The sequence below is a fragment of the Massilia sp. 05N420 genome, assembly GCF_056397205.1.
In genome coordinates, this window is the sequence record NZ_JBFTMX010000015.1 from 1 (window position 1) to 20,444 (window position 20,444).

The following is a 20,444-nucleotide window of genomic DNA, read 5'->3' on the forward strand; positions in this document are numbered from 1 at the left end:
AGTGAGATTATGCAGTGTTTCGCTTAACTCGTCAACTCCATCTTTTTCTTCAGCGCCAGCGGTGTTATCAAAACACCTAGCCCAACTACTTGATTTCGTTCAGCTTTTCCTGCGCTGCAGAAGCAGGACGCGCACTATAGCAAACGGCACCGGGGCGCGCAAGCCCGTTCGCGACACACCTCAAGTAAAAGCTTGAGCAGAGAACATTGCCCCGGACCACTCTACTGTATTGATGCTCATCAGCAGACAGCAAGATCCGCCGAACTTCCTCCGATTGCGCTCTTAAGCTGGGTTCGCAGCACTTTTTGACGGCGTCCATCCCGGCATCGATGCCTGCCGCCGGGCCAATCGACGAGACCCATTCGGAGGCAATATGAAATTCCTCGCGCATACCTGCGTGCCCGTTCTTGCGCTCTTGCTTTTCGGCGCAGCACCGAGCCAGGCGCAAGACAACAAGCAAGACAACAGGCAAGGCAGCAAGCTGGCCAACAATATGGTGAGCCTGACCAACCCGGACGCCAGGGCGATCGCTGCCTACTGGACGCCGGCGCGCCTCAAGGCGGCCCGTCCTCTTCCCCTGCCGCTGGCTTCATCCAAGGTCATCCGCAGGCAGGCGGAGCCGCGCACCGATGAGCAGGTCCAGGGCGCCGACGGCCGCGCCCCGGCCATGCAGACGCCGCCCTCCGTGATAAAACAGCTGTTCAAACCGGACACCACGCAGAAGCGCAACACGGGCGTAGTGTCCCCGGGAGCCGTCGGCATCTTCGGCGCGCATTACACCAGCAGCCGCGTATTCCCCATGTTCACCGGTGCGTCCGCCCCCTTCTCCGCGGACCGCGCCTATCCGTATATAACGGCGGGCACGCTCTTCTTCTCGATCGACGGCCAGCCCTACCTCTGCTCGGCGTCGGTGATCCAGCACCGCATCGTCGCCACGGCCGGCCATTGCGTGCACAGCGGGACCTCGAGCGGCTTCCATAGCAACTGGCTGTTCGTGCCGGCATTTCGCGACGGCACCGCTCCCCTGCTGACCTGGAACTGGAGCGTCGTGATCGTGACCGGTGACTGGGCCTTCGGCGGCGGCGAGGTGCCGAATGCCGCGGATTACGCGATGATCGTCTTCGACGACCAGCCGGTGGGCGGCCGCACGCGTGCCCTGGGCGACCTGACCGGATGGCTCGGCTGGCAGACCCTGAGCCTGGCGGACAACCACACCTCCAAGCTCGGCTATCCCTGCAATCTCGACGGCTGCGAGAAGATGCAGATCATCACCAGCGCGGCCTTCCAGGTCGTCGAGCCGAACAATGTCGAGTACGGCTCGGACGCCGAGGGCGGCTCCAGTGGCGGACCGTGGATCCAGAACTTCCAGCAGTTGCAGGACGGCGGTGCTAGCGGCAAGAACAATGGATCGAACCGGGTGGTCGGCGTGACGTCCTACGGCTACGTCCCGCGCGACCCCAAGGTCCAGGGCGCGTCGATTCCCGATGGCCGCTGGATCAATCTCCTCAGCGCCCTGTGCGGCTGGGCACCGGGGAATTGCCTCTGATGTAAACCAGAGGCAGGCAGGATCACAGGCCTTCGAAGTTCGGCTTGCGTTTCTCCAGGAAGGCCTTCATGCCCTCCTTCTGCGCCGGCGTACCGAAGCCGGCGTGGAAGTAGCGGCGCTCGTAGCGCACGCCTTCGGTCAAGGTGGTCTCGAAGGCGCGGTTGACCGAGTCCTTGATCTGCATGGCGACCGACACCGGCATCGCGGCGATGGTGTTCGCCACCGCCAGCGCTTCTTCCATCACGGTATCGGCCGGGAACACGCGCGACACCAGGCCGGTGCGCTCGGCTTCGGCGGCGTCGATCATGCGGCAGGTCAGCAGCATGTCCATGGCTTTCGACTTGCCGATGGCGCGCGGCAGGCGCTGGGTGCCGCCGGCGCCCGGAGTCACGCCGACCTTGATTTCCGGCTGGCCGAACTTGGCGCTGTCGCCGGCGATCAGGAAGTCGCACATCATCGCCAGCTCGCAGCCGCCGCCCAGCGCATAGCCGGAGACGACGCCGATCACCGGCTTGCGCACGTTCAGGATGTGCTCCCAGTTGCGGCCGATGTAGTTGCCGGGATAGGTGTCGGCATAGGTGTAGTCGGCCATGGCGGCGATGTCGGCGCCCGCCGCGAAGACTTTCTCGCTGCCGGTCAGGACGATGACGTTGATTGCCGGGTCGGCGTCGAACTTGGTCAGCGCGTCACCCAGCTCGTTCATCATATTGTCGTTCAGCGCATTCATCGCCTTCGGACGGTTCAGGCGGATCACGACAACCTTGCCGTGATTCTCGATCAGCAGGTCAGAATATTCCATGGGAGATCCTTTAATAAGATAACCCTTCGATTGTAGCGCCTTGGGTGGCATAAATGGCAAGGGCGCTTTGTTATCATTGCGCTGTGTCTCCAATTACTTTCCTCCGCAAACTGAACGGCGATCCGCAGCTGCGCAATCCCGATTTCCGCCGCTTCTGGTTCAGCAGCATCCTCAGCAATTTCGGCGCCCAGATCACGCTGCTGGCCCTGCCCATCTGCGCGGCCCTGCTGCTGCACGCCACCCCGGCCCAGATGGGCACCCTGGCGGCGCTCGGCTCCCTGCCCTTCCTGGTCTTCGGCCTGCCCGTCGGGGTCCTGCTCGACCGCAGCCGGCGCCTGCCCGTCATGCTGTGCAGCGACGCGATGGTGGCACTGAGCCTGGCCAGCGTGCCCTTCGCCTGGTGGCAGGGCTGGCTCAGCATCCACTGGATGTACGCGGTCGAGTTCGTCCTCGGCACCGGCCTGGTGGTAGGCGGCGGCGCCGAGCAGATCTTCATGACCTTCCTGGTCGGGCGCGACGGCCTGATCGATGCGCAATCGAAGTTCGCTGCCACCGAATCGGCCTCGCGCCTGCTGGGTCCCGGCCTGGCCGGCGTGCTGGTGCAGGCGCTGGGCGCGCCCTTCGCCATCCTCTTCAATGTGGCGGGCTTCACGGTCTCGATCTGGAACCTGCGGCGCGTCAAGGCGCGCGAGCCGCAGCCGGTGCCGCCGGAATCGCATGTTCTGCGCGACATACTGGACGGCCTCGCCTTCGTCTGGCGCCAGCCGGTGCTGCGCCTGCTGGCCTGGACCTCGGCCTGCTGGCACCTGCTGTTCTACGGCTACATGGCGCTCTACGTGCTGTTCGCCACCCGCGAGCTCGGGATGTCGCCGGGGATGATGGGCTCGGCCCAGATGCTGGGCGGAGTCGGCGTGCTGGCCAGTTCGGTGCTGCTGAAGCCCCTGACGGCGCGCTTCGGCGCCGGCGGCACGGTCGCGATCGGGCTGTGTGCATCAAGCATCGGCTTCGTGCTGATGCCGGTCATTCCACGCGACCTGTTCGGCAGCAGTACGGCCAGCGCGGCCGCCTATGCGCTGGTGGTGTTCTGGCTGGATTGCGGCGCCACCCTGTTCTTCCTGCCCTACCTGGCCCTGCGCCAGCGCGTGACGCCGGACGCCTTCCTGGGCCGGATGACCTCGACCATGCGCTTCATGACGGTGGCGATGGCGCCGGTGGGCGCGGCCGGCGCCGGGCTGCTGGCGGAAAGGATCGGCGTGCGCGCCGGCCTGGGCGTGGTGGCGGCCGGCGCCCTGCTGCTGACCCTGGGCACCCTGTTCGGCACCCGGCTGCACAAGATTCGCGCCTGAAAGCGCCTGCCTGAACGGCCGGGCAAGTAGCGTCAGCGTGAAGCCTGCACGGTCGCCGGCCGGGGCAGCAGCACCCACAGCTGGCCGCGCTGCTTCATGCGCCCGGCATTGTCGGCCGCCTGGTCGCCGAAGCCGAAGAAAAAGTCGGCGCGCACGGCGCCGCGGATGGCGCCGCCGGTATCCTGGCCCATCACCAGGCGCTGCACCGGCACCTCGCTGGCCGGTTCGGTGGTCGACAGGAAGATCGGCGCGCCCAGCGGCAGGAAGGACGGGTCGATCGCCACCGAGCGGCTCGGGCTCAAGGGCACGCCCAGCGCGCCTTTCGGGCCGACGCCGGGATCGGGCAGGCGCTCCTCGCGGAAGAAGATATAGCTCGGATTGACGTTGAGGAGTTCCTGGCGGCGCTCCGGATGGGCGGCGATCCAGGCCTTGATGCCCTGGGCCGAGGCCTGGCCGGCCGTCAGTTCGCCCTGTTCGACCAGCCAGCGCCCGATCGCCTTGTAGGGATGGCCGTTCTGGTCGGCATAGGCGATGCGCACAGTCTCGCCGGAATCGTCGAGCTCCACCCGTCCCGAACCCTGGACTTCGAGGAAGAAAGCTTCAACCGGATCGTCGACCCAGACCAGTTCCTTGCCCGGCAGCCGCGCGCGCTCGATCTCGGCGCGGGTGCCGTAGGGCACCACGGTCTTGCCGACCAGGCGGCCGCGCAGGCGCATGCCCTTCAGGCYCGGATAGACGCTGGCCAGGTCGACGGTGACGAGGTCGTCCGGCACCTTGTAGAGCGGCGTCTGGTAGGCGCCGCCGCGCTTGCGCGAGCCATGCAGCATCGGTTCGTAGTAGCCGGTAATCAGGCCGGTGTCCGCGCCATCCGCGGCGCGCACCAGGTTGGGCACGAAATACGTTTCGAAATACTGGCGGATCGCCACGCCGTCGCCGGTATCGACCAGCTTGGCGGCCGCGCAGGGCGTCTTCCAGTCCGCCTTGTTCCCCAGCGCGCGGCAGGACGACAGATAGGCCGGCCAGGCCTGGCGCAGGTCGTCCTCCTGCCAGCCCGGCAGCGCCTCGAAGCCGACGGGGGTGAACAGCGGCGCGGCGGGCGGCTGCTGCCCCGGTTCGGACGGCACCGGCGCCACCGGCGGCGGGATTTTAATGGGTGGCTGGGGTTGAGGCTTCGGCTGGGGCGAAGGCACAGGCCGGGGTTTCGGCGTGGGTTTCGGTGGCGCCGTGGTACAGGCGGCCAGCAAGGCGGCAATGGAAACCAACCCGGCGAGGCCGCGGGCGGGTACACTTCGGCGTGTCGAAAACATAAGGAACCGTTATGTGGATACTGGTATTGGAAGCGGGAGCGGCCCTGTGCCTGCTGATCTTCATCGTCTGGTGGACGATGTTCTCCGGGCGCAAGTAAGGCCCGGGGCGCGCAGGCTCAGTGCAGGGCGCGCGGCAGCGACAGCACGAATTCCGGGATCGTGACTTCGAAACGGTGGCCGTCTTCGGCCACGAAGAAGTATTCGCCGGTCATCGAGCCCTGGGCCGTTTCCAGCTGGGTGCCGCTGGTGTATTCGAATTCTTCGCCCGGCTTGAGCAGCGGCTGGTGGCCGACCACGCCCAGGCCGCGCACTTCCTGGGTCTTGCCGCTGGCATCGGTGATCACCCAGTGGCGCGAGATCAGCTGGGCCGGCACATCGCCRGTATTCTTGATCGTGATCGTGTAGGTGAACACATGCAGTGTCCGGTCCGGTTTGGATTGTTCCGGCAGGTACTGGGTCCTGACATTGATCGCGAAATCGTAGACGGCCATGGCTTTCCTTTTTTCTAAGGCGCCATCATACAACGGTGGCGGAAAGCGCGGCGTCGTACAATAGCGGTCTTTCTGAATTGCAGACTTCCAGACCGCCATGACCACCTACCGCATCGCTCCCAGCATCCTGTCCGCCGACTTTGCCCGCCTGGGCGAGGAAGTCAGGAATGTCGTTGCCGCCGGCGCCGACATCATCCACTTCGACGTGATGGACAACCACTATGTCCCGAACCTGACCATCGGCCCGATGGTGTGCCAGGCCATCCGTCCGCACGTGCAGGTGCCGATCGACGTCCACCTGATGGTCAAGCCGGTCGACCGCATCATCCCCGACTTCGCGAAAGCCGGCGCCGACATCATCACCTTCCACCCGGAAGCCTCCGAGCACGTCGACCGCACGCTGCAGCTGATCCGCGATAACGGCTGCAAGGCCGGCCTGGTGTTCAATCCGGGCACCCCGCTGCACCACCTCGACCACGTGATGGACAAGATCGACATCATCCTGATCATGTCGGTGAACCCCGGCTTCGGCGGCCAGTCCTTCATTCCGGAAGCGCTGAAAAAGGTCGCCCAGGCGCGCCGCCTGATCGACGAATCCGGCCGCGACATCATGCTGGAGGTCGACGGCGGCATCAAGGCCGACAACATCGCCGCCGTGGCTGCCGCCGGCGCCGACACCTTCGTGGCCGGTTCCGCCATCTTCGGCAAGCCCGACTACAAGGCCGTGATCGACGCCATGCGCGCCGAACTGGCTTCGGTAAAGGCGAAGTAATGAGGGCCGGCGCTGCGGCAATCCAGGCCGCCATCATCGACCTCGACGGCACCATGCTGCACACGGTGCCGGATTTCGAACTGGCGCTGAACGGCATGCGCGCGGAGTTCGGCCTTGCGCCGATCGACCAGGCCACCATCGAACCGATGGTCGGCAAGGGCTCGGAAAAGCTGATCCGCGACGTGCTGGCCCTGGACTACGACAGCGCCCGCATCGACGCCGTATTCGATGACGCCATGGCCGCCTACCAGCGGCACTACCTGGCGATCAACGGCGAACGCGCCACCCTGTTCCCGGACGTGATCGAGGGACTGAAGGCCCTGAAGGTGCAAGGCCTGCGCCTGGCCTGCGTGACCAACAAGCCTGTCGCTTTCACTTTACCCCTGCTGGAGCGGAAAGGCCTGGCGCCCTGGTTCGAGCTGGTCTACGGCGGCGACTCGCTGCCGAAAAAGAAGCCCGATCCCCTGCCCTTGCAGCAGGTCTGCCGCGACTTCGGCCTCCTGCCTTCAGCCGTGGTGGCGATCGGCGATTCGAGCAACGACGCCGAGGCGGCGCGGGCCGCCGGTTGCTTTGTGCTCACTGTGCCATATGGTTATAACCACGGAATGCCTGTGCAAACTATTAATTCCGATGGTATAGTTGATTCGCTGCTCGATGCAGCGAAGCTGATATCTGCTCACAACAGTACGTCAAACTAACTTATCTATACATGTTTTTCACCAAAAAACACACCGTCAACCAAACCGGCGCCCTCGAGGCCTGGCTGTGGCGACGCTGGCAATCCTGGGCTAACTAAACCCCGTTGATTGCTGCCGGTGCACGCCCTGCGTGTAAAACCAACCGGCAGGTTTTTTGAAGAAAACGCCGGCCGCTCTCCCTCCTCGCGGCCGGTCCGGAGAAAAGCATGACCGAACTCGAATTCAAATCGCTCGCCACGCAAGGCTATAACCGTATCCCCCTGATCGCGGAAGCCTTCGCCGATCTCGAAACCCCGCTCACGCTCTACCTGAAGCTGGCCCAGAGCCAGGACGCCGGCAAGAACACCTTCCTGCTCGAGTCCGTGGTCGGCGGCGAGCGCTTCGGGCGCTACTCCTTCATCGGCCTGCCGGCGAAGACCCTCCTGCGCACCAGCGGTGACGTGACCACGGTCGAACGGAACGGCGAAGTCATCGAGACGCACGAAGGCAATCCGCTCGACTTCATCGAGGCTTACCAGCAGCGCTTCAAGGTCGCCCTGCGTCCGGGACTGCCGCGCTTCTGCGGCGGCCTGGCCGGCTACTTCGGCTACGACACCGTACGCCACATCGAGAAGAAGCTGGCGGGCAAGGCGCCGCAGGACGAGCTGGGACTGCCGGACATCCAGCTGATGCAGACCGAAGAGCTGGCCGTGATCGACAACCTGTCGGGCAAGCTCTACCTGATCGTCTACGCCGATCCCGCCCAGCCGGAAGCCTATGCGCGGGCGCGCCAGCGCCTGAAGGACTTGCGCGTGATGCTGCGCCGTAGCGTCGATGCGCCTGTCACTTCGAGCTCGGTACGTACCGAAGCGGTGCGCGACTTCAGCAAGGAGGATTACCTGAAGGCGGTGGCGGTGGCCAAGGAATACGTGATGGCCGGCGACCTGATGCAGGTGCAGATCGGCCAGCGCATCCGCAAGCCTTACGTGGATTCGCCGCTGTCGCTGTACCGCGCGCTGCGTTCGCTGAACCCCTCGCCCTACATGTACTACTACAACTTCGGCGACATGCAGATCGTCGGCTCCTCGCCGGAGATCCTGGTCCGCAACGAGCAGCAGCCGGAGGGCGGCCGCAAGGTGACCCTGCGTCCGATCGCCGGCACCCGCCCGCGCGGCTCGACGCCGGAACGCGACACCGAGCTGGCCCACGAGCTGCTGAACGATCCGAAGGAGGTCGCCGAGCACGTGATGCTGATCGACCTGGCGCGCAACGACATCGGCCGCATCGCCAAGACCGGCACGGTGAAGGTGACGGACCAGATGGTCATCGAAAAATACTCGCACGTGCAGCACATCGTCTCCAACGTGGAAGGCGAACTCAAGGACGGCATGTCCAACCTGGACGTGCTGCGCGCCACCTTCCCGGCCGGCACCCTGACYGGCGCGCCGAAAGTACGGGCGATGGAAGTGATCGACGAGCTCGAGCCGGTCAAGCGCGGCATCTACGGCGGCGCCTGCGGTTATCTCTCCTTCGGCGGCGAGATGGACGTGGCGATCGCGATCCGCACCGGCGTGATCAAGGACGGCAACCTGTACGTGCAGGCGGCTGCGGGCATCGTGGCCGATTCCATCCCCGAGATGGAATGGCTGGAAACGGAAAACAAGGCACGCGCCGTGCTGCGCGCGGCCGAGCAAGTGCAAGACGGACTGGATGGGGAGATCTGACATGCTGCTCATGATCGACAACTACGACTCGTTCACCTACAACATCGTGCAGTACTTCGGTGAGCTGGGCGAGGATGTGCGCACGGTTCGCAACGACGAGATCACGCTCGAACAGATCGCGGACATGAACCCGGACCGCATCTGCATCTCGCCGGGCCCGAAAAGCCCGAAGGATGCCGGCGTCTCGGTCGACGTGCTGAAGGAATTCAAGGGCAGGAAGCCGATCCTGGGCGTGTGCCTCGGCCACCAGGCGATCGGCGAAGCTTTTGGGGGCAAGATCATCCGCGCCAAGCAGGTCATGCACGGCAAGACCTCGAAGATCGCCCACACGGGACTCGGCGTGTTCAAGGGCCTGCCGAGCCCCTTCACCGTGATCCGCTACCACTCGCTGGCGATCGAGCGCGCCTCGCTGCCGGCCTGCCTGGAAGTGACGGCATGGACCGACGACGGCGAAATCATGGGCGTGCGCCACAAGGAATTCGACATCGAGGGCGTGCAGTTCCATCCCGAATCCATCCTGTCCGAGCACGGACACGCCATGCTGAAGAACTTCCTGGAGCGCTGACATGATCACCCCGCAAGAAGCGCTCCTGCGCTGCATCGAACACCGCGAAATCTTCCACGACGAGATGCTGCACCTGTTCCGGCAGATCATGTCGGGCCAGATGTCGCCGACCATGGTCGCGGCCATCACCATGGGCCTGCGCGTGAAGAAGGAAACCATCGGCGAGATCACCGCCGCGGCCCAGGTCATGCGCGAGTTCTCGACCAAGGTGCCGATGGCCGACACCACCAGGCTGCTCGACATCGTCGGCACCGGCGGCGACGGCGCCCACACCTTCAATATCTCGACCGCCTCGATGTTCGTGGCGGCAGCCGCCGGCGCGCGCGTGGCCAAGCATGGCGGGCGCAGCGTGTCTTCGTCCAGCGGCAGCGCCGACCTGATCGAAGCCCTGGGCGCCGAGATCGACCTCAAGCCCGAGCAGATCGCGCAATCGATCGCCCAGACCGGCATCGGCTTCATGTTCGCGCCCAACCACCATGCGGCGATGAAGAATGTGGCGCCGGTACGCCGCGAACTCGGCGTGCGCAGCATCTTCAACATCCTGGGACCGCTGACCAATCCGGCCGGCGCACCGAACATCCTGATGGGCGTGTTCCACCCCGACCTGGTCGGCATCCAGGTGCGCGTGCTGCAGCGCCTCGGCGCCGAACACGCGGTGGTGGTGTGGGGCCGCGACAATATGGACGAAGTCTCGCTGGGCGCCGGCACCATGGTCGGTGAGCTCATCAACGGCGAAATCCGCGAATACGAGATCCACCCGGAAGACTTTGGCCTGGCCATGATCTCCAGCCGCAACCTGAAGGTCGCGAACGCCGCCGAATCGCAGACGCGCGTGCTGGAAGCCCTGCGCGGCGAACCGGGTCCGGYGCACGACATCGTGGCGCTGAATGCCGGCACCGCGCTGTACGCGGCCGGCGTCGCCGCCTCGATCGAAGAGGGTCTGCAGAAGGCGCGCGCGGCCATCGCCTCGGGCGCCGCGCTGGCCAAGCTCGACCAGTTCGTCAGCGTGACGCGCCAGCTCGGCGCCGCGAACTGAGCAGAAAGAAATCATGTCCGACATCCTGAACAAGATCCTGGCGGTGAAAGCCGACGAAGTCGCCGCCGCCAAAAAATACCGCGACCTGTACAGCCTGCGCGCCGAAGTCGAGGGCGACGGCGAACTGCGCGGCAATCTGCGCGGCTTCGAGGCCAGCCTGCGCCGCAACATCGCAGGCGGACGCGCCGGCGTGATCGCCGAAGTCAAAAAGGCCTCGCCGTCGAAGGGCGTGCTGCGCGCCGACTTCCAGCCGGCCGCCATCGCCGAGAGTTATGCCAGGGGCGGCGCCGCCTGCCTGTCGGTGCTAACCGACGCCCAGTTCTTCCAGGGGTCGAGCGAGTACCTGAAACAGGCGCGCGCCGCCTGCGAACTGCCGGTGATCCGCAAGGATTTCATGGTCGACCTGTACCAGGTCTACGAAGCGCGCGCGATGGGCGCCGATGCTATCCTCTTGATCGTGGCTGCCCTGGATCATGGCCTGATGGCGGAACTGGAAGCCTGTGCCCAGGAACTCGGCATGGATGTGCTGGTCGAAGTGCATGACGGCGACGAGTTGAACGCTGCGCTGCGCCTCAAGACGAGGCTGCTGGGCATCAACAACCGCAACCTGCGCACCTTCGAGGTCACGCTCGACACCACCATCGGCCTGCTGCCGAATATCCCGGCGGAGCGCCTGGTGGTGACCGAGTCCGGGATCCTGGCGCCGGCCGACGTCAAGCGCATGCGCGACGCCAGCGTGCATGCCTTCCTGGTGGGCGAGGCCTTCATGCGCGCGCCCGATCCCGGCACGGAGTTGCAACGTTTATTCGACTAGAAGTAATATTGAAGGGACGTTGCGAGCGGCAGCAGGTTTTGGGAGGTTCCGGTCATGAAGACGATCGTCCGTACTTGCCTGGCACTCATGTTCTTGATCGCTGGCTTGAGCGGATGCTCGAGCGTGATCACGGCCACGACGGCCGTCGCCTCCTCGGTCGGCCATGTCGCCAGCGCAGTCGTCCGCCCCTTCACCTCTTCGCCGGCCTCGAAGCCCGCTCCCGCGGGCCTGGACGACTACAAGATCCAGGTCGCCCAGCATGTCCTGCGGCACAATCCCGAGCGTCACTTCAACGGCAAGCTGCCGGACATGCTGCCGGCCATCGTGGTGCTGAAGATCACGGTCGACCGCGACGGCCGCCTGGCCGAGGTCGTGGTGCAGCGCTCGCGCGATCCGGACGCCTCGCAAATCGCCCTCGACTCGATGCGCCGCAGTACCCCGCTGCCGCCTCCGCAGCAGCTGGCGCAGGCGAGCGGCAAGCTGACCTTCTCGGAAACCTTCCTGTTCGCGGACGCAAACCGCTACCAGTTGCGCAGCCTGGCCGGGCCGCAGACGCCCTGAATGGCCGGCCTTATGCCGCCTGCGGGCAGCCGCCCTGCTTCACTACCCGCTCGGTAGATGCAGGATTGTTCGCGAGCTTTTCCAGCGGCCTTCTGGGGCGTGCGACCATCTCGCCCCCGCAGTTCGGACAGCTGTTTTTCAGGACCTTCGTGGCGCAATCCGTACAGAAGGTGCACTCGAAGGAACAGATCCTTGCCTCGGCCGATTCCGGTGGCAGGTCCTTGTCGCAGCATTCGCAGTTGGGACGCATCTGAAGCATAGGTTTCTCCTGTTTTGTAGACGCACTCAATCGATCCGCGGCGCCTTGATCTGCTCGCCGTTCTGGTGCAGGACCAGATAGCCGGCACGGTCCGGGTCACGCTCGTCGAACACCAGCTGCGCATCGACGGCCTTGAAAAAATAGCGGTTCGCAGCTTCCGGGTAGATTTGCAGCTGCCTTTGTCCGGACAGTTGGGCGAACAGCTGCCCATCCTTGCTGGTCACGCTGAACATCATGTCCGGCGCCAGCCGGTAGCGGCCGACGAGGCGGGAAAAGACAGCGGGATCGACCCTGGCCTCGCGATGCGCCGGCGGCAGCCCCAGCGCCAGGCGCGCGAGCTCGTCGGCGATCCGTCCGACCGTCGCCTGCTCGCCGTGATTGCCCAGCACGATCACGGTAAGCTGTTCAAAGGGATAATACGCGAGCAAGGATTCGTAGCCGTTCCAGGAGCCGCCATGCTCATGGACCGTGCGCGAAAGCCGGTTCTCGATGTACCAGCCCAGGCCGTAATGGTGTCCGCCATCGGTGAACACCGCGGCGCTACTGTCCGGACCGAGGACCTTGCCGTTCACCAGCATCTGCTGCCAGGCCAGCAGGTCGTCGACATTGCTGACCATGGCGCCGGCAGCGTAGGCATTGCTGATGTCGGCCGGTCCGGCCCGATTGATGCCGTCGGGGCCATCGGTATAGGGCTGGGCGATCCTCTCGAGTATCCTGCGCCCGTCGTCATAGCCGGAATGCCTCAAGCCCAGCGGCCCCAGCAGTTTCTGTTCGAGGTAGTCCCGGTAAGGCATGCCGCTGACCGCCTCGATGACGCACCCCAGCAGGATGTAGCCGGTATTGTCGTACTCGAACTTCGTTCCCGGCTCGAATTCGAGCGGCAGGTCTTTCACCAGATCGATGAGCTGGCGTGGCGTGTGCCTGATGCGGACGAGCCTATCGTCGAAGCCGTCGAGCATCGTGTAGCGGGGAATGCCCGAGGTATGCTGGAGCAACTGGCGTATGCTCACCTTCTGCCAGGCTGGCGGCAGATCGCGGACATGCTTGCCGACCGCATCGTCGAGCAGCAGCTTGTGCTCATCCACGAGGCGCATGATCGCGGCGGCCGTGAATTGCTTGCTCACCGATCCGATCCGGAACCGGGTGTCCGGCGTGTTCGCAATCCCCCATTCGCGGTTGGCGGCGCCGAAGCCCTTTCGAAACAGCGGCTTGCCGTCCCTGGCGACCAGCACGGCGCCGCTGAACAACTCATTGCGCACGTAATCCTGTACCAGGGCGTCCGCCTGGGCGGCATAGCCCGTTCGAGGCATGTCCGTGGCCGCGCCCGCGCCGGCAAACGGGAATGACAGGCCGGCCAGCAACAGGGCGGCGTGCGCCACCCATCCTTTCAAGGTCCAGTTCATTGCTTCCTTCCCCTATGCAAACAAACCACAGCGTAAGGGAAAGCAAGTTTGGCAACAATGACATTTACCCCAAGATTTATGCCAAACTGCCGGCGCTCCGGAAGCGGTCGCGGAATTCGCTCGGTGAGGTATGCAGGTGGCGCTGGAAGCCGATACGCATCGCCTCGGCCGAATGAAAGCCGCAGCGCGCCGCAACCTGCGCCACCGGCAGGTCGCCTTCCGTCAGCAGGCGGCGCGCCTCGTCGATGCGCAGCATCTGCACGTACTTGCCGGGCGTGACCCGCATGGCGGCGGTAAAGCGGCGCACGAAGTTCCGCGGGCTCATGGCAAGGCGCGCGGCCAGGGCCTCGATCGACAGGTCCTCGCTCACGTGCTCGGCCATCCAGTGCGCCAGCGCGTCGAAACGTTCGCGCTGGTCGCCCGTCGCGGCGTGCATCAGGCGGGTGCTGAACTGCGATTGCCCGCCCGGACGCTTCATGAAGACCACCAGCTCGCGCGCCACCGCGCGTGCCAGCTCGCTGCCGAGGTCATGCTCGACGAGCGACAGGGAAAAATCGATGCCGGCCGTGATGCCGGCCGAGGTATGGAATTTGCCGGCGCCGACGAACAGGGCGTCGCGGTCGATGTCCACCGCCGGGAAGCGTGCGGAAAACTCGTCGAAATGCGCCCAGTGCGTGGTGGCCCGGCGGCCGTCAAGCACGCCGGTCGCCGCCAGCGGAAATGCGCCGGTGCAGATGGAAGCGACCCGCTGCGCGCGCTCGCACAGGCCGGCCAGCGCCGCGACCAGGCGCGCATCCTCGGCAGCCACGCGGGCGCCGCGGCCGCCGGCGACGAGCACGGTGCCGGCGGCCAGCGCCGCATCGAAGATGCTGTATTCCGCCTGCAAGGCGATGCCGGAAGTGGTCGCGAGAATGCCGGCGTCCGGGCCGGCCAGGCCGACCTCGTAGGGGGCCGGGCGGCCCRCCGCCATGCTCAGCTCATTCGCAGCCGTGAACACATCCAGCGGGCCGGTGATGTCGAGCATCTGGGCCGGCGGCAGGCCGACGATCAGGATGCGATGAGGGCCGGCCGCCGGCAAGGGCAAGCCGCTCAGCTGGCGCTGGGCCGCGCGATCGTCGCCCGGCGCGTACCCGGCGCCACCCCGATGGTGATGGCCGGCGCCACGCAGCCCTGCAGCACCACGTCGAAGCTCATCAGCTCGTCGCGGCGGAAGGCGTGCACGGTGACGGTATCGCCGACGCGGTAGCGGGACAGCAGCTGGTCCAGGTTCGACGGATTGCCGTTCACGCGCAGGCCATCGACGGCGATCACGATGTCGCCTGCCGACAGTCCGGCCTGGTGGGCCGCGCCGCCTTCGTGTACCTGGCTCAGCTTGGTGCCCAGCGGGTCGCGGCCGGCGCCGATGTTCAGCGAAGGCTTGCTGCTCTTGCGCTCATCCGTCACCTTGATGCCGAAGGGCGCATACAGCTTGGTCAGCGGGATGTCCTCGGTGCCGCGCACATGGCGGTCGAAGAGGGATTTCAGGCGCAGGCCGCTGACTTCGTCGAACAGCGCTTCGACCTCCTTCTCCGTGACGCCACGGCCGGCGCCTGGTGCGCCGGCGTAGAAGTCGCGGCCATAGCGTTCCCACAGCGCACGCATCAGGTCGTCCAGCGATTTCGCGCCGCCGGTCTTGGCGCGGATGCTCAGGTCGAAGGCCAGGCCGACCAGCGAGCCCTTGGTGTAGTAGCTGATGATGGCGTTCGGCGCGTTCTCGTCCTGGCGGTAGTACTTGGTCCAGGCGTCGAAGCTGGATTCCGCGATGCTCTGCTTGGTGCGGCCGCTGCCGCGCCAGACGTTGCTGACGGTCTTGCCGAGCAACTTGAAATAAGTCGCCTCGCTGATGATGCCGCTGCGGACCAGCATCAGGTCGTCGTAATAGCTGGTGAAGCCTTCGAACAGCCACAGCAGCGGCGTGTAGTTCTCGACCTGCAGGTCGTAGGGCGCGAACACGGCCGGCTTGATGCGCTTGACGTTCCAGGTGTGGAAGTACTCATGGCTGCACAGGCCGAGGAAGGTCACGTAGCCCTCGCTGCGCTCGGCGGTCTTCGGCGCGGCGGTGGTCGGCAGGTCGGCGCGCGAGCAGATCAGGGCCGTCGAGGCGCGGTGTTCCAGGCCGCCGTAGCCGTCGCCGACCGCCATGGTCAGGAAGACGTAGCGGTCCATCGGCGCCTTCCTGGTCTTCGGCTCGAAGAAGGCGATCTGGGTTTCGCAGATGGCTTTCAGGTCCTGCTGCAGGCGCTCCATGTCCAGGTTGGGCACGCGGCCGGTGACCACGATGTCGTGCGGGATGCCGTGGGCCTTGAAGGAGGCGAGCGCGAAATCGCCCATCTCCACCGGATGGTCGATCAGGTCGTCGTAGTCGGCGGCGATATAGGTGCCGAAGCCGTAGCGCCTGGCGCCCAGCTCGGGCAGCGAAGTCGCCACGCGCCAGTCGGCGGCGGCCGGGTCGCTTGGGCGCTGGATGTCGACCTGGTGCGGCGCCGCTTCCTGCCCCTGCACGCGCAGGAACACGCTGGTGCCGTTGAAGAAACCGTGGGTCTGGTCCAGGTGGGCGGCGCGCACCGACAGGTCCCAGGCATAGACTTCGTAGTGCAGGGTCAGCGGACCGGCCACCGGCGCCGCGCGCCAGGTGTGCTTGTCGAGCTTGACCAGGTCGACCGGCTGGCCCCCCGATTCGGCGCGGATGCGCACGATATTGCGCGCGAATTCGCGGATCATGTAGCTGCCCGGGATCCAGGCCGGGAGCACGAACACCTGCCCTTGCGGGTCGGGCGTGGCGACGGTGACGGTGACGTTGAACAGGTGGCCCGCGAGGTCCTTCGGCACGATGGTGTACTGCACCCCGGCCGTCTTCTTCTGACTCGTTTTTTTCATGGTATTGAACAATCTCTCTCTTATCCGCCGTAGTGTAATCGGATTCTTCGGCCGAAGGGAGTTCAAACCGTACAGTATCTAGATGTCGGCGGGAGTGTCAATATCGCGGAAGATGCCGGGATCCGCGACCGCGATCTCGGTGACGGGAAAAGATTGCAGCATGCGGCGCGCGCCCTGGTCGCCCCGCAGCGCCAGCAATGCGTCGAGGTGGAAGCGGCCAAAGCCGACCGGATTGCCGCGCCGGCCATCCAGCACGGGGGCGGCGATCGGCGCCCCGGCAGCCAGCGCATCGGACAGCAGGCGCAGCGTGGCCGGCGCCACATGCGGCATGTCGCCCAGCGCCACCAGCCAGGATGCGGGTTCTCTTGGCAAGGAAGCACGAATCGCGTGCACCAGCGAGGCGCCCATGCCGGTATCGGCCTCGGGGCAGACGGTGACGTCGCAGCCGATCGAGGACAGGAGCGCGCCCACGCCGCCATCGTCGGGCGGCACCACGGCAATCACGCTGGAGACGACGGCCAGCAGCTTGCGCGCGCTGGCGACGACCACCGGCTCGCCGCCGGGGCCGGGCAGGATCTGGAGCAGCTTGTTACGCTGCCCCAGCGGATCGAAGCGGCGCCCCCTGCCCGCGGCCAGCAAAATGCCGACGACCGGGAGCGCGCTCATGGCCGGTTCAGCCTCGGCTCGATGCGAGGTCGAACGGCAGCTTGCGCAGCCGCTTGCCGGTCAGCCTGAACAGAGCGTTGGCGAAGGCCGGCGCCAGCGGCGGCAGGCCCGGTTCGCCCAGGCCGGTCGGCGGATCCTCGGACGGCACGATGTGCACGTCGACTTGCGGCATGTCGTTCATGCGCGCCACCGTGTAGTCGCCGAAGTTCTGCTGCTCGACCACGCCATCCTTCAGCGTGATGCGGGCGCCCGGCAGCGTGGTGCCCAGCGCCATCAGGGCGGCGCCCTCGACCTGGGCCGCGATCGACAGCGGATTCACCGCCAGGTTGCAGTGCACGCCGGCGACCGCCTTGTGCAGCTTCGGCGTGCCGTCCTTGCCGATCGACGCTTCGACCACGTAGGCGACCACGGTGTTGAAGGATTCGTGCACCGCCACGCCCCAGGCATGGCCTTTCGGCAGGGTCTTCCTGCCATAGCCGGACTTGGCCACCGCCAGGTCCAGCGCCGCATGGTGGCGCGCGTGCTTCTTGTCGATCAGCTTCTTGCGGTAGGCGACCGGATCTTCCTTGGCGGCGTGGGCTGCCTCGTCGATCAGGGTTTCCATCACGAAGGCGGTGTGGGTCGAGCCCACCGAACGCCACCACAGCACCGGCACGTTGGCCTTGGCAATGTGGGCCGACAGGTTCATCGGCACGTCATAGGGTTCGCCCATGCCCTCGACCATGGTGCTGTCCACGCCATTCTTGATCATGAAGTTCTCGAACGGGGTGCCGGCGGCGATCGACTGGCCGACGATGACGTGGTCCCAGGCGACGATCCTGCCCTGGGCGTCCAGCTTGAGTTCGGCGCGGTGCACGTGCGACGGACGGTAGTAGCCGCCGCGGATGTCGTCCTCGCGGCTACAGATCATCTTCACCGGGCCGCTGCGGCCGGCCGCCTTGTAGGCCTTGGCGATGTTGACCGCCTCGACCACGAAGTCCGAGGTCGGCACCGCGCGCCGGCCGAAGCCGCCGCCCGCCATCATCGTGTGCAGGGTCACCTGCTCCGGTTTCAGGCCGGCGGTTTTCGCCGCCGCGGCCTGGTCGCCGGTCTGGAATTGCGAGCCGACCCACAGGGTGCAGCTATCAATCTTCAGGTCGACCGTGCAGTTGAGCGGTTCCATCGGCGCGTGCGCCAGATAGGGGAATTCATACACCRCCGAGATGGTCCTGGCGGCGTTGCCGGCCGCGGTATCGGCCTTGCGGGCGACCGCGCCCTGGGTCTTCGACAGCTCGGTGAACTCGGCCAGCTGGGCGGCGGAATCGAGCTTGCCGACGGCGCCGGTATCCCATTCGATCTCGAGGGCGTCGCGGCCCTGCTTGGCCGGCCAGTAGCCTTCGGCGATCACGGCGACGCCGCGTCCGCCACGGTCGACCGGGATCTCCACCACTTCGAGCACGCCGCGGATCGCCCTGGCTTTCGCAGCGTCGAACTTCGCCACCCTGGCGCCGAAGACCGGCGGATGGGCGACCACGGCGACGGCCAGCTTGCCGCCTTCCGGCTTGAAGTCGAGGCCGAACTGCTGGCGGCCGCTGGATTTGGCGCGCGCGTCCAGGCGCTTGGTCGGCTTGCCGATGTAGCGGAACTGCTTCGCTTGCTTGAGGGTGACGGCGTCCGGCACCGGCTGCTTCATCGCGGCGTCCGCCAGGGAGCCGTAGGTGGCCTTCTGGCCCGCCGGGCCGTAGACCACGCCCTTGGCGGTGCGGCACTGGGCCGGCTGGACTTTCCACTGCTCGGCGGCGGCCGCCATCAGCATCGCGCGGGCGCGGGCGCCGACTTCGCGGTACTGGGTGAAGGAGTGGGCGATGGTGCCCGAGCCGCCGGTGATCTGCATGCCGAAGGCCGGGTCCTTGTACACGTCGGCGGCCGGCGCCAGCTCGGCGCGCACCTGCGCCCAGTCGGCATCGAGTTCGTCGGCGATCACCATCGGCAGCGAGGTGTGCACGCCCTGGCCGAATTCGAGGCGGTTGACGATCACGGTAACGGTATTGTCCGGCGCCACGCGCAGGAAGGCGTTCGGCGCATAGACGACGGGTTTCGCATCGGCGGCGCGCGCCAGCCGTCCGCCGGACGGCAGCATGAAGCCCAGCACCAGTCCGCCGGTAGCGACGGTTCCGGCCTTCAGGAAACCGCGGCGCGAGGTTTTGGCGAATGCGCTGCCCTGCGCGGCGCCCGGCAGGCCCGCGTTGTTGAACCATTGTGGTCGCATGTCGGCTCCTTACGCGATGGCGATGGTTTTAGCGGCATCCTTGATGGCCGCGCGGATCCGTTGATAGGTACCGCAGCGGCAGATATTGCCGCTCATGGCGTTGTCGATGTCGGCATCGCTCGGCGCCTTGTTCACGCGCAGCAGCGCGGTGGCGCTCATCACCTGGCCGCTCTGGCAGTAGCCGCACTGCGGCACGTCGTGCCTGACCCAGGCGTCCTGCACGGCCTTGCCGACCTTGTCCGTCTCCATCGCTTCGATGGTGGTGATCTTCTGGCCGGCGGCGGCGGAGATCGGCGTGACGCAGGAGCGGATCGCCTCGCCGTTCAGGTGCACGGTGCAGGCGCCGCACAGGGCAGCGCCGCAGCCGAACTTGGTGCCGGTCATGTTGAGGTTGTCGCGCAGCGCCCAGAGGATGGGCGTGGAGGGATCGGCGTCGACCTGCTGGTCGCGCCCGTTGATGTTCAGAGTGACCAAGTTCTACTCCTCGTTTTGGACGGTGTTGCTGTTTTTATCTACGAACGTCACAGGGGCCCCGGAAAACCGTAGCGAGCGGCTGCAGGTGTGGCCGAGGCCCCATCCCCTTACTGCTTGATCGATTCCAGTTTTTTCTCGAGCGTCGGCAGGTCGACCGCGCCCGGAATGCGCGAGCCGTCGGTGAAGAAGATCGCCGGCGTGCCCTGGATCTTCAGCTTCTGGCCCAGCGCCAGGATCTTGTCGTTCGGGGTCTCGCAGCTGGCCGGGGCCGCCGCGGCCGCCTTGCCGCCGATCATCCAGTCATCCCAGGCCTTGCCGCGGTCCGGCGCGCACCAGATGTTCTTCGACTTCACGAAGGAGTCGTCGGACAGGATGTTGTACATGAAGGTGTAGATGGTGACGTTGTTCAGGTCCTTCAGCGTGGTCTGGCGCAGGCGCTTGCAGTAGCCGCAGTTCGGGTCTTCGAACACGGCGATCACGCGCTTGCCGTCGCCATGGACCTGCTTGATGGCGTCGTTGAACGGCAGGTCCGAGAACTTGATCTTGTTGATGTCGTCGATGCGCTCGCGGGTCAGGTCGCGCGTGGTCTTGGCATCGTAGACGTGGCCGATGATCAGGTATTCACCCTTCTTGTCGGTGTACAGGATGTCGCCGGCGACGCGCAGTTCGTACAGGCCGCTGTAGGGCGTTTCCTTGATCGATTCGATTTTTGCCCCGCCCAGGCGCGGCTCGATATTCTTCTTGATGGTCGCCTCGACCGAGTTCTGCGCGCCGACGCAGGATGTGACGAGGCCGGCCGCCAGCAGGACGGCGAGTTTGGTCTTACCCATGAACTTATTC

The 20,444-nt window shown here is 65.9% G+C and carries 20 protein-coding genes; 9 read left to right on the forward strand and 11 right to left on the reverse strand.

The annotated features are described in order from the left end of the window. Nucleotides 1-373 precede the first annotated feature (373 nt). Nucleotides 374-1,546 carry a trypsin-like serine peptidase gene (locus tag AC1DIX_RS11275; protein WP_441935118.1) on the forward strand — a complete coding sequence of 391 codons (1,173 nt, stop codon included), beginning with the start codon at nucleotides 374-376 and terminating at the stop codon, nucleotides 1,544-1,546. A gap of 22 nt (nucleotides 1,547-1,568) precedes the next feature. Here AC1DIX_RS11275 and AC1DIX_RS11280 read toward each other — a convergent pair whose 3' ends face one another. Continuing rightward, nucleotides 1,569-2,345: an enoyl-CoA hydratase gene (locus tag AC1DIX_RS11280; protein ID WP_441935117.1), complete on the reverse strand. Its 777-nt coding sequence runs from the start codon at nucleotides 2,343-2,345 to the stop codon at nucleotides 1,569-1,571. Nucleotides 2,346-2,428: 83 nt separating this feature from the next. On the opposite strand from AC1DIX_RS11280, the gene AC1DIX_RS11285 reads away from it, so the two are divergent. Beyond that, nucleotides 2,429-3,691: an MFS transporter gene (locus AC1DIX_RS11285; protein WP_441935116.1), complete on the forward strand. Its 1,263-nt coding sequence runs from the start codon at nucleotides 2,429-2,431 to the stop codon at nucleotides 3,689-3,691. Nucleotides 3,692-3,723: 32 nt separating this feature from the next. Here the strand turns inward: AC1DIX_RS11285 and mltA are convergent, their stop codons facing one another. Together mltA and apaG are read right to left on the reverse strand one after the other, a co-directional pair. After that, nucleotides 3,724-4,998 carry a murein transglycosylase A gene (gene mltA / locus AC1DIX_RS11290; RefSeq protein ID WP_477324333.1) on the reverse strand — a complete coding sequence of 425 codons (1,275 nt, stop codon included), beginning with the start codon at nucleotides 4,996-4,998 and terminating at the stop codon, nucleotides 3,724-3,726. A gap of 116 nt (nucleotides 4,999-5,114) precedes the next feature. After that, nucleotides 5,115-5,489, reverse strand: a complete 375-nt coding sequence (gene apaG, locus AC1DIX_RS11295) for a Co2+/Mg2+ efflux protein ApaG (protein ID WP_441935114.1) — start codon at nucleotides 5,487-5,489, stop codon at nucleotides 5,115-5,117. A gap of 97 nt (nucleotides 5,490-5,586) precedes the next feature. On the opposite strand from apaG, the gene rpe reads away from it, so the two are divergent. From rpe to AC1DIX_RS11330, 7 genes are all read left to right on the forward strand, one after another. Continuing rightward, on the forward strand, nucleotides 5,587-6,261 hold the full coding sequence (gene rpe / locus AC1DIX_RS11300) for a ribulose-phosphate 3-epimerase (protein ID WP_441935113.1): 675 nt from the start codon (nucleotides 5,587-5,589) through the stop codon (nucleotides 6,259-6,261). After that, the gene (locus AC1DIX_RS11305) at nucleotides 6,261-6,959 is read left to right on the forward strand and encodes a phosphoglycolate phosphatase (protein WP_477324335.1); all 699 of its coding nucleotides are present in this window, start codon (nucleotides 6,261-6,263) and stop codon (nucleotides 6,957-6,959) included. The genes rpe and AC1DIX_RS11305 overlap by 1 nt, the downstream gene beginning before the upstream one ends. A 206-nt stretch (nucleotides 6,960-7,165) precedes the next feature. Next, nucleotides 7,166-8,662 (forward strand): anthranilate synthase component I, encoded by a 1,497-nt coding sequence (gene trpE, locus AC1DIX_RS11310; RefSeq protein WP_477324337.1) that lies wholly within the window; start codon nucleotides 7,166-7,168, stop codon nucleotides 8,660-8,662. A 1-nt stretch (nucleotide 8,663) separates the two neighbouring features. Beyond that, on the forward strand, nucleotides 8,664-9,227 hold the full coding sequence (locus AC1DIX_RS11315) for an anthranilate synthase component II (protein WP_477252873.1): 564 nt from the start codon (nucleotides 8,664-8,666) through the stop codon (nucleotides 9,225-9,227). Nucleotide 9,228: 1 nt separating this feature from the next. Beyond that, nucleotides 9,229-10,263 carry an anthranilate phosphoribosyltransferase gene (gene trpD / locus AC1DIX_RS11320; protein WP_477324339.1) on the forward strand — a complete coding sequence of 345 codons (1,035 nt, stop codon included), beginning with the start codon at nucleotides 9,229-9,231 and terminating at the stop codon, nucleotides 10,261-10,263. A 13-nt stretch (nucleotides 10,264-10,276) separates the two neighbouring features. Next, nucleotides 10,277-11,077 carry an indole-3-glycerol phosphate synthase TrpC gene (trpC, locus tag AC1DIX_RS11325; RefSeq protein WP_441935108.1) on the forward strand — a complete coding sequence of 267 codons (801 nt, stop codon included), beginning with the start codon at nucleotides 10,277-10,279 and terminating at the stop codon, nucleotides 11,075-11,077. A gap of 54 nt (nucleotides 11,078-11,131) precedes the next feature. Next, the gene (locus AC1DIX_RS11330) at nucleotides 11,132-11,638 is read left to right on the forward strand and encodes an energy transducer TonB (protein ID WP_477324341.1); all 507 of its coding nucleotides are present in this window, start codon (nucleotides 11,132-11,134) and stop codon (nucleotides 11,636-11,638) included. A gap of 10 nt (nucleotides 11,639-11,648) precedes the next feature. Here the strand turns inward: AC1DIX_RS11330 and AC1DIX_RS11335 are convergent, their stop codons facing one another. From AC1DIX_RS11335 to AC1DIX_RS11370, 8 genes are all read right to left on the reverse strand, one after another. Beyond that, a complete protein-coding gene (locus tag AC1DIX_RS11335) occupies nucleotides 11,649-11,897 on the reverse strand; it encodes a DUF1272 domain-containing protein (RefSeq protein WP_441935106.1) in 249 nt (82 codons plus the stop codon). A gap of 26 nt (nucleotides 11,898-11,923) precedes the next feature. After that, nucleotides 11,924-13,276, reverse strand: a complete 1,353-nt coding sequence (locus AC1DIX_RS11340) for a serine hydrolase domain-containing protein (protein WP_477324343.1) — start codon at nucleotides 13,274-13,276, stop codon at nucleotides 11,924-11,926. 100 nt (nucleotides 13,277-13,376) lie between these two features. Next, complete coding sequence (locus AC1DIX_RS11345) at nucleotides 13,377-14,378, reverse strand: GlxA family transcriptional regulator (RefSeq protein WP_477324624.1); 1,002 nt, start codon at nucleotides 14,376-14,378, stop codon at nucleotides 13,377-13,379. An 11-nt stretch (nucleotides 14,379-14,389) separates the two neighbouring features. After that, nucleotides 14,390-16,216 carry a M61 family metallopeptidase gene (locus AC1DIX_RS11350; protein WP_477324345.1) on the reverse strand — a complete coding sequence of 609 codons (1,827 nt, stop codon included), beginning with the start codon at nucleotides 16,214-16,216 and terminating at the stop codon, nucleotides 14,390-14,392. A 78-nt stretch (nucleotides 16,217-16,294) separates the two neighbouring features. After that, nucleotides 16,295-16,882: a nucleotidyltransferase family protein gene (locus AC1DIX_RS11355; protein ID WP_477324347.1), complete on the reverse strand. Its 588-nt coding sequence runs from the start codon at nucleotides 16,880-16,882 to the stop codon at nucleotides 16,295-16,297. A gap of 7 nt (nucleotides 16,883-16,889) precedes the next feature. Beyond that, complete coding sequence (locus AC1DIX_RS11360) at nucleotides 16,890-19,130, reverse strand: xanthine dehydrogenase family protein molybdopterin-binding subunit (RefSeq protein ID WP_477324349.1); 2,241 nt, start codon at nucleotides 19,128-19,130, stop codon at nucleotides 16,890-16,892. 9 nt (nucleotides 19,131-19,139) lie between these two features. Then, a complete protein-coding gene (locus tag AC1DIX_RS11365; protein ID WP_441935101.1) occupies nucleotides 19,140-19,604 on the reverse strand; it encodes a (2Fe-2S)-binding protein in 465 nt (154 codons plus the stop codon). 107 nt (nucleotides 19,605-19,711) lie between these two features. Further along, nucleotides 19,712-20,434: a DsbC family protein gene (locus tag AC1DIX_RS11370; protein WP_441935100.1), complete on the reverse strand. Its 723-nt coding sequence runs from the start codon at nucleotides 20,432-20,434 to the stop codon at nucleotides 19,712-19,714. Nucleotides 20,435-20,444: the final 10 nt, after the last annotated feature.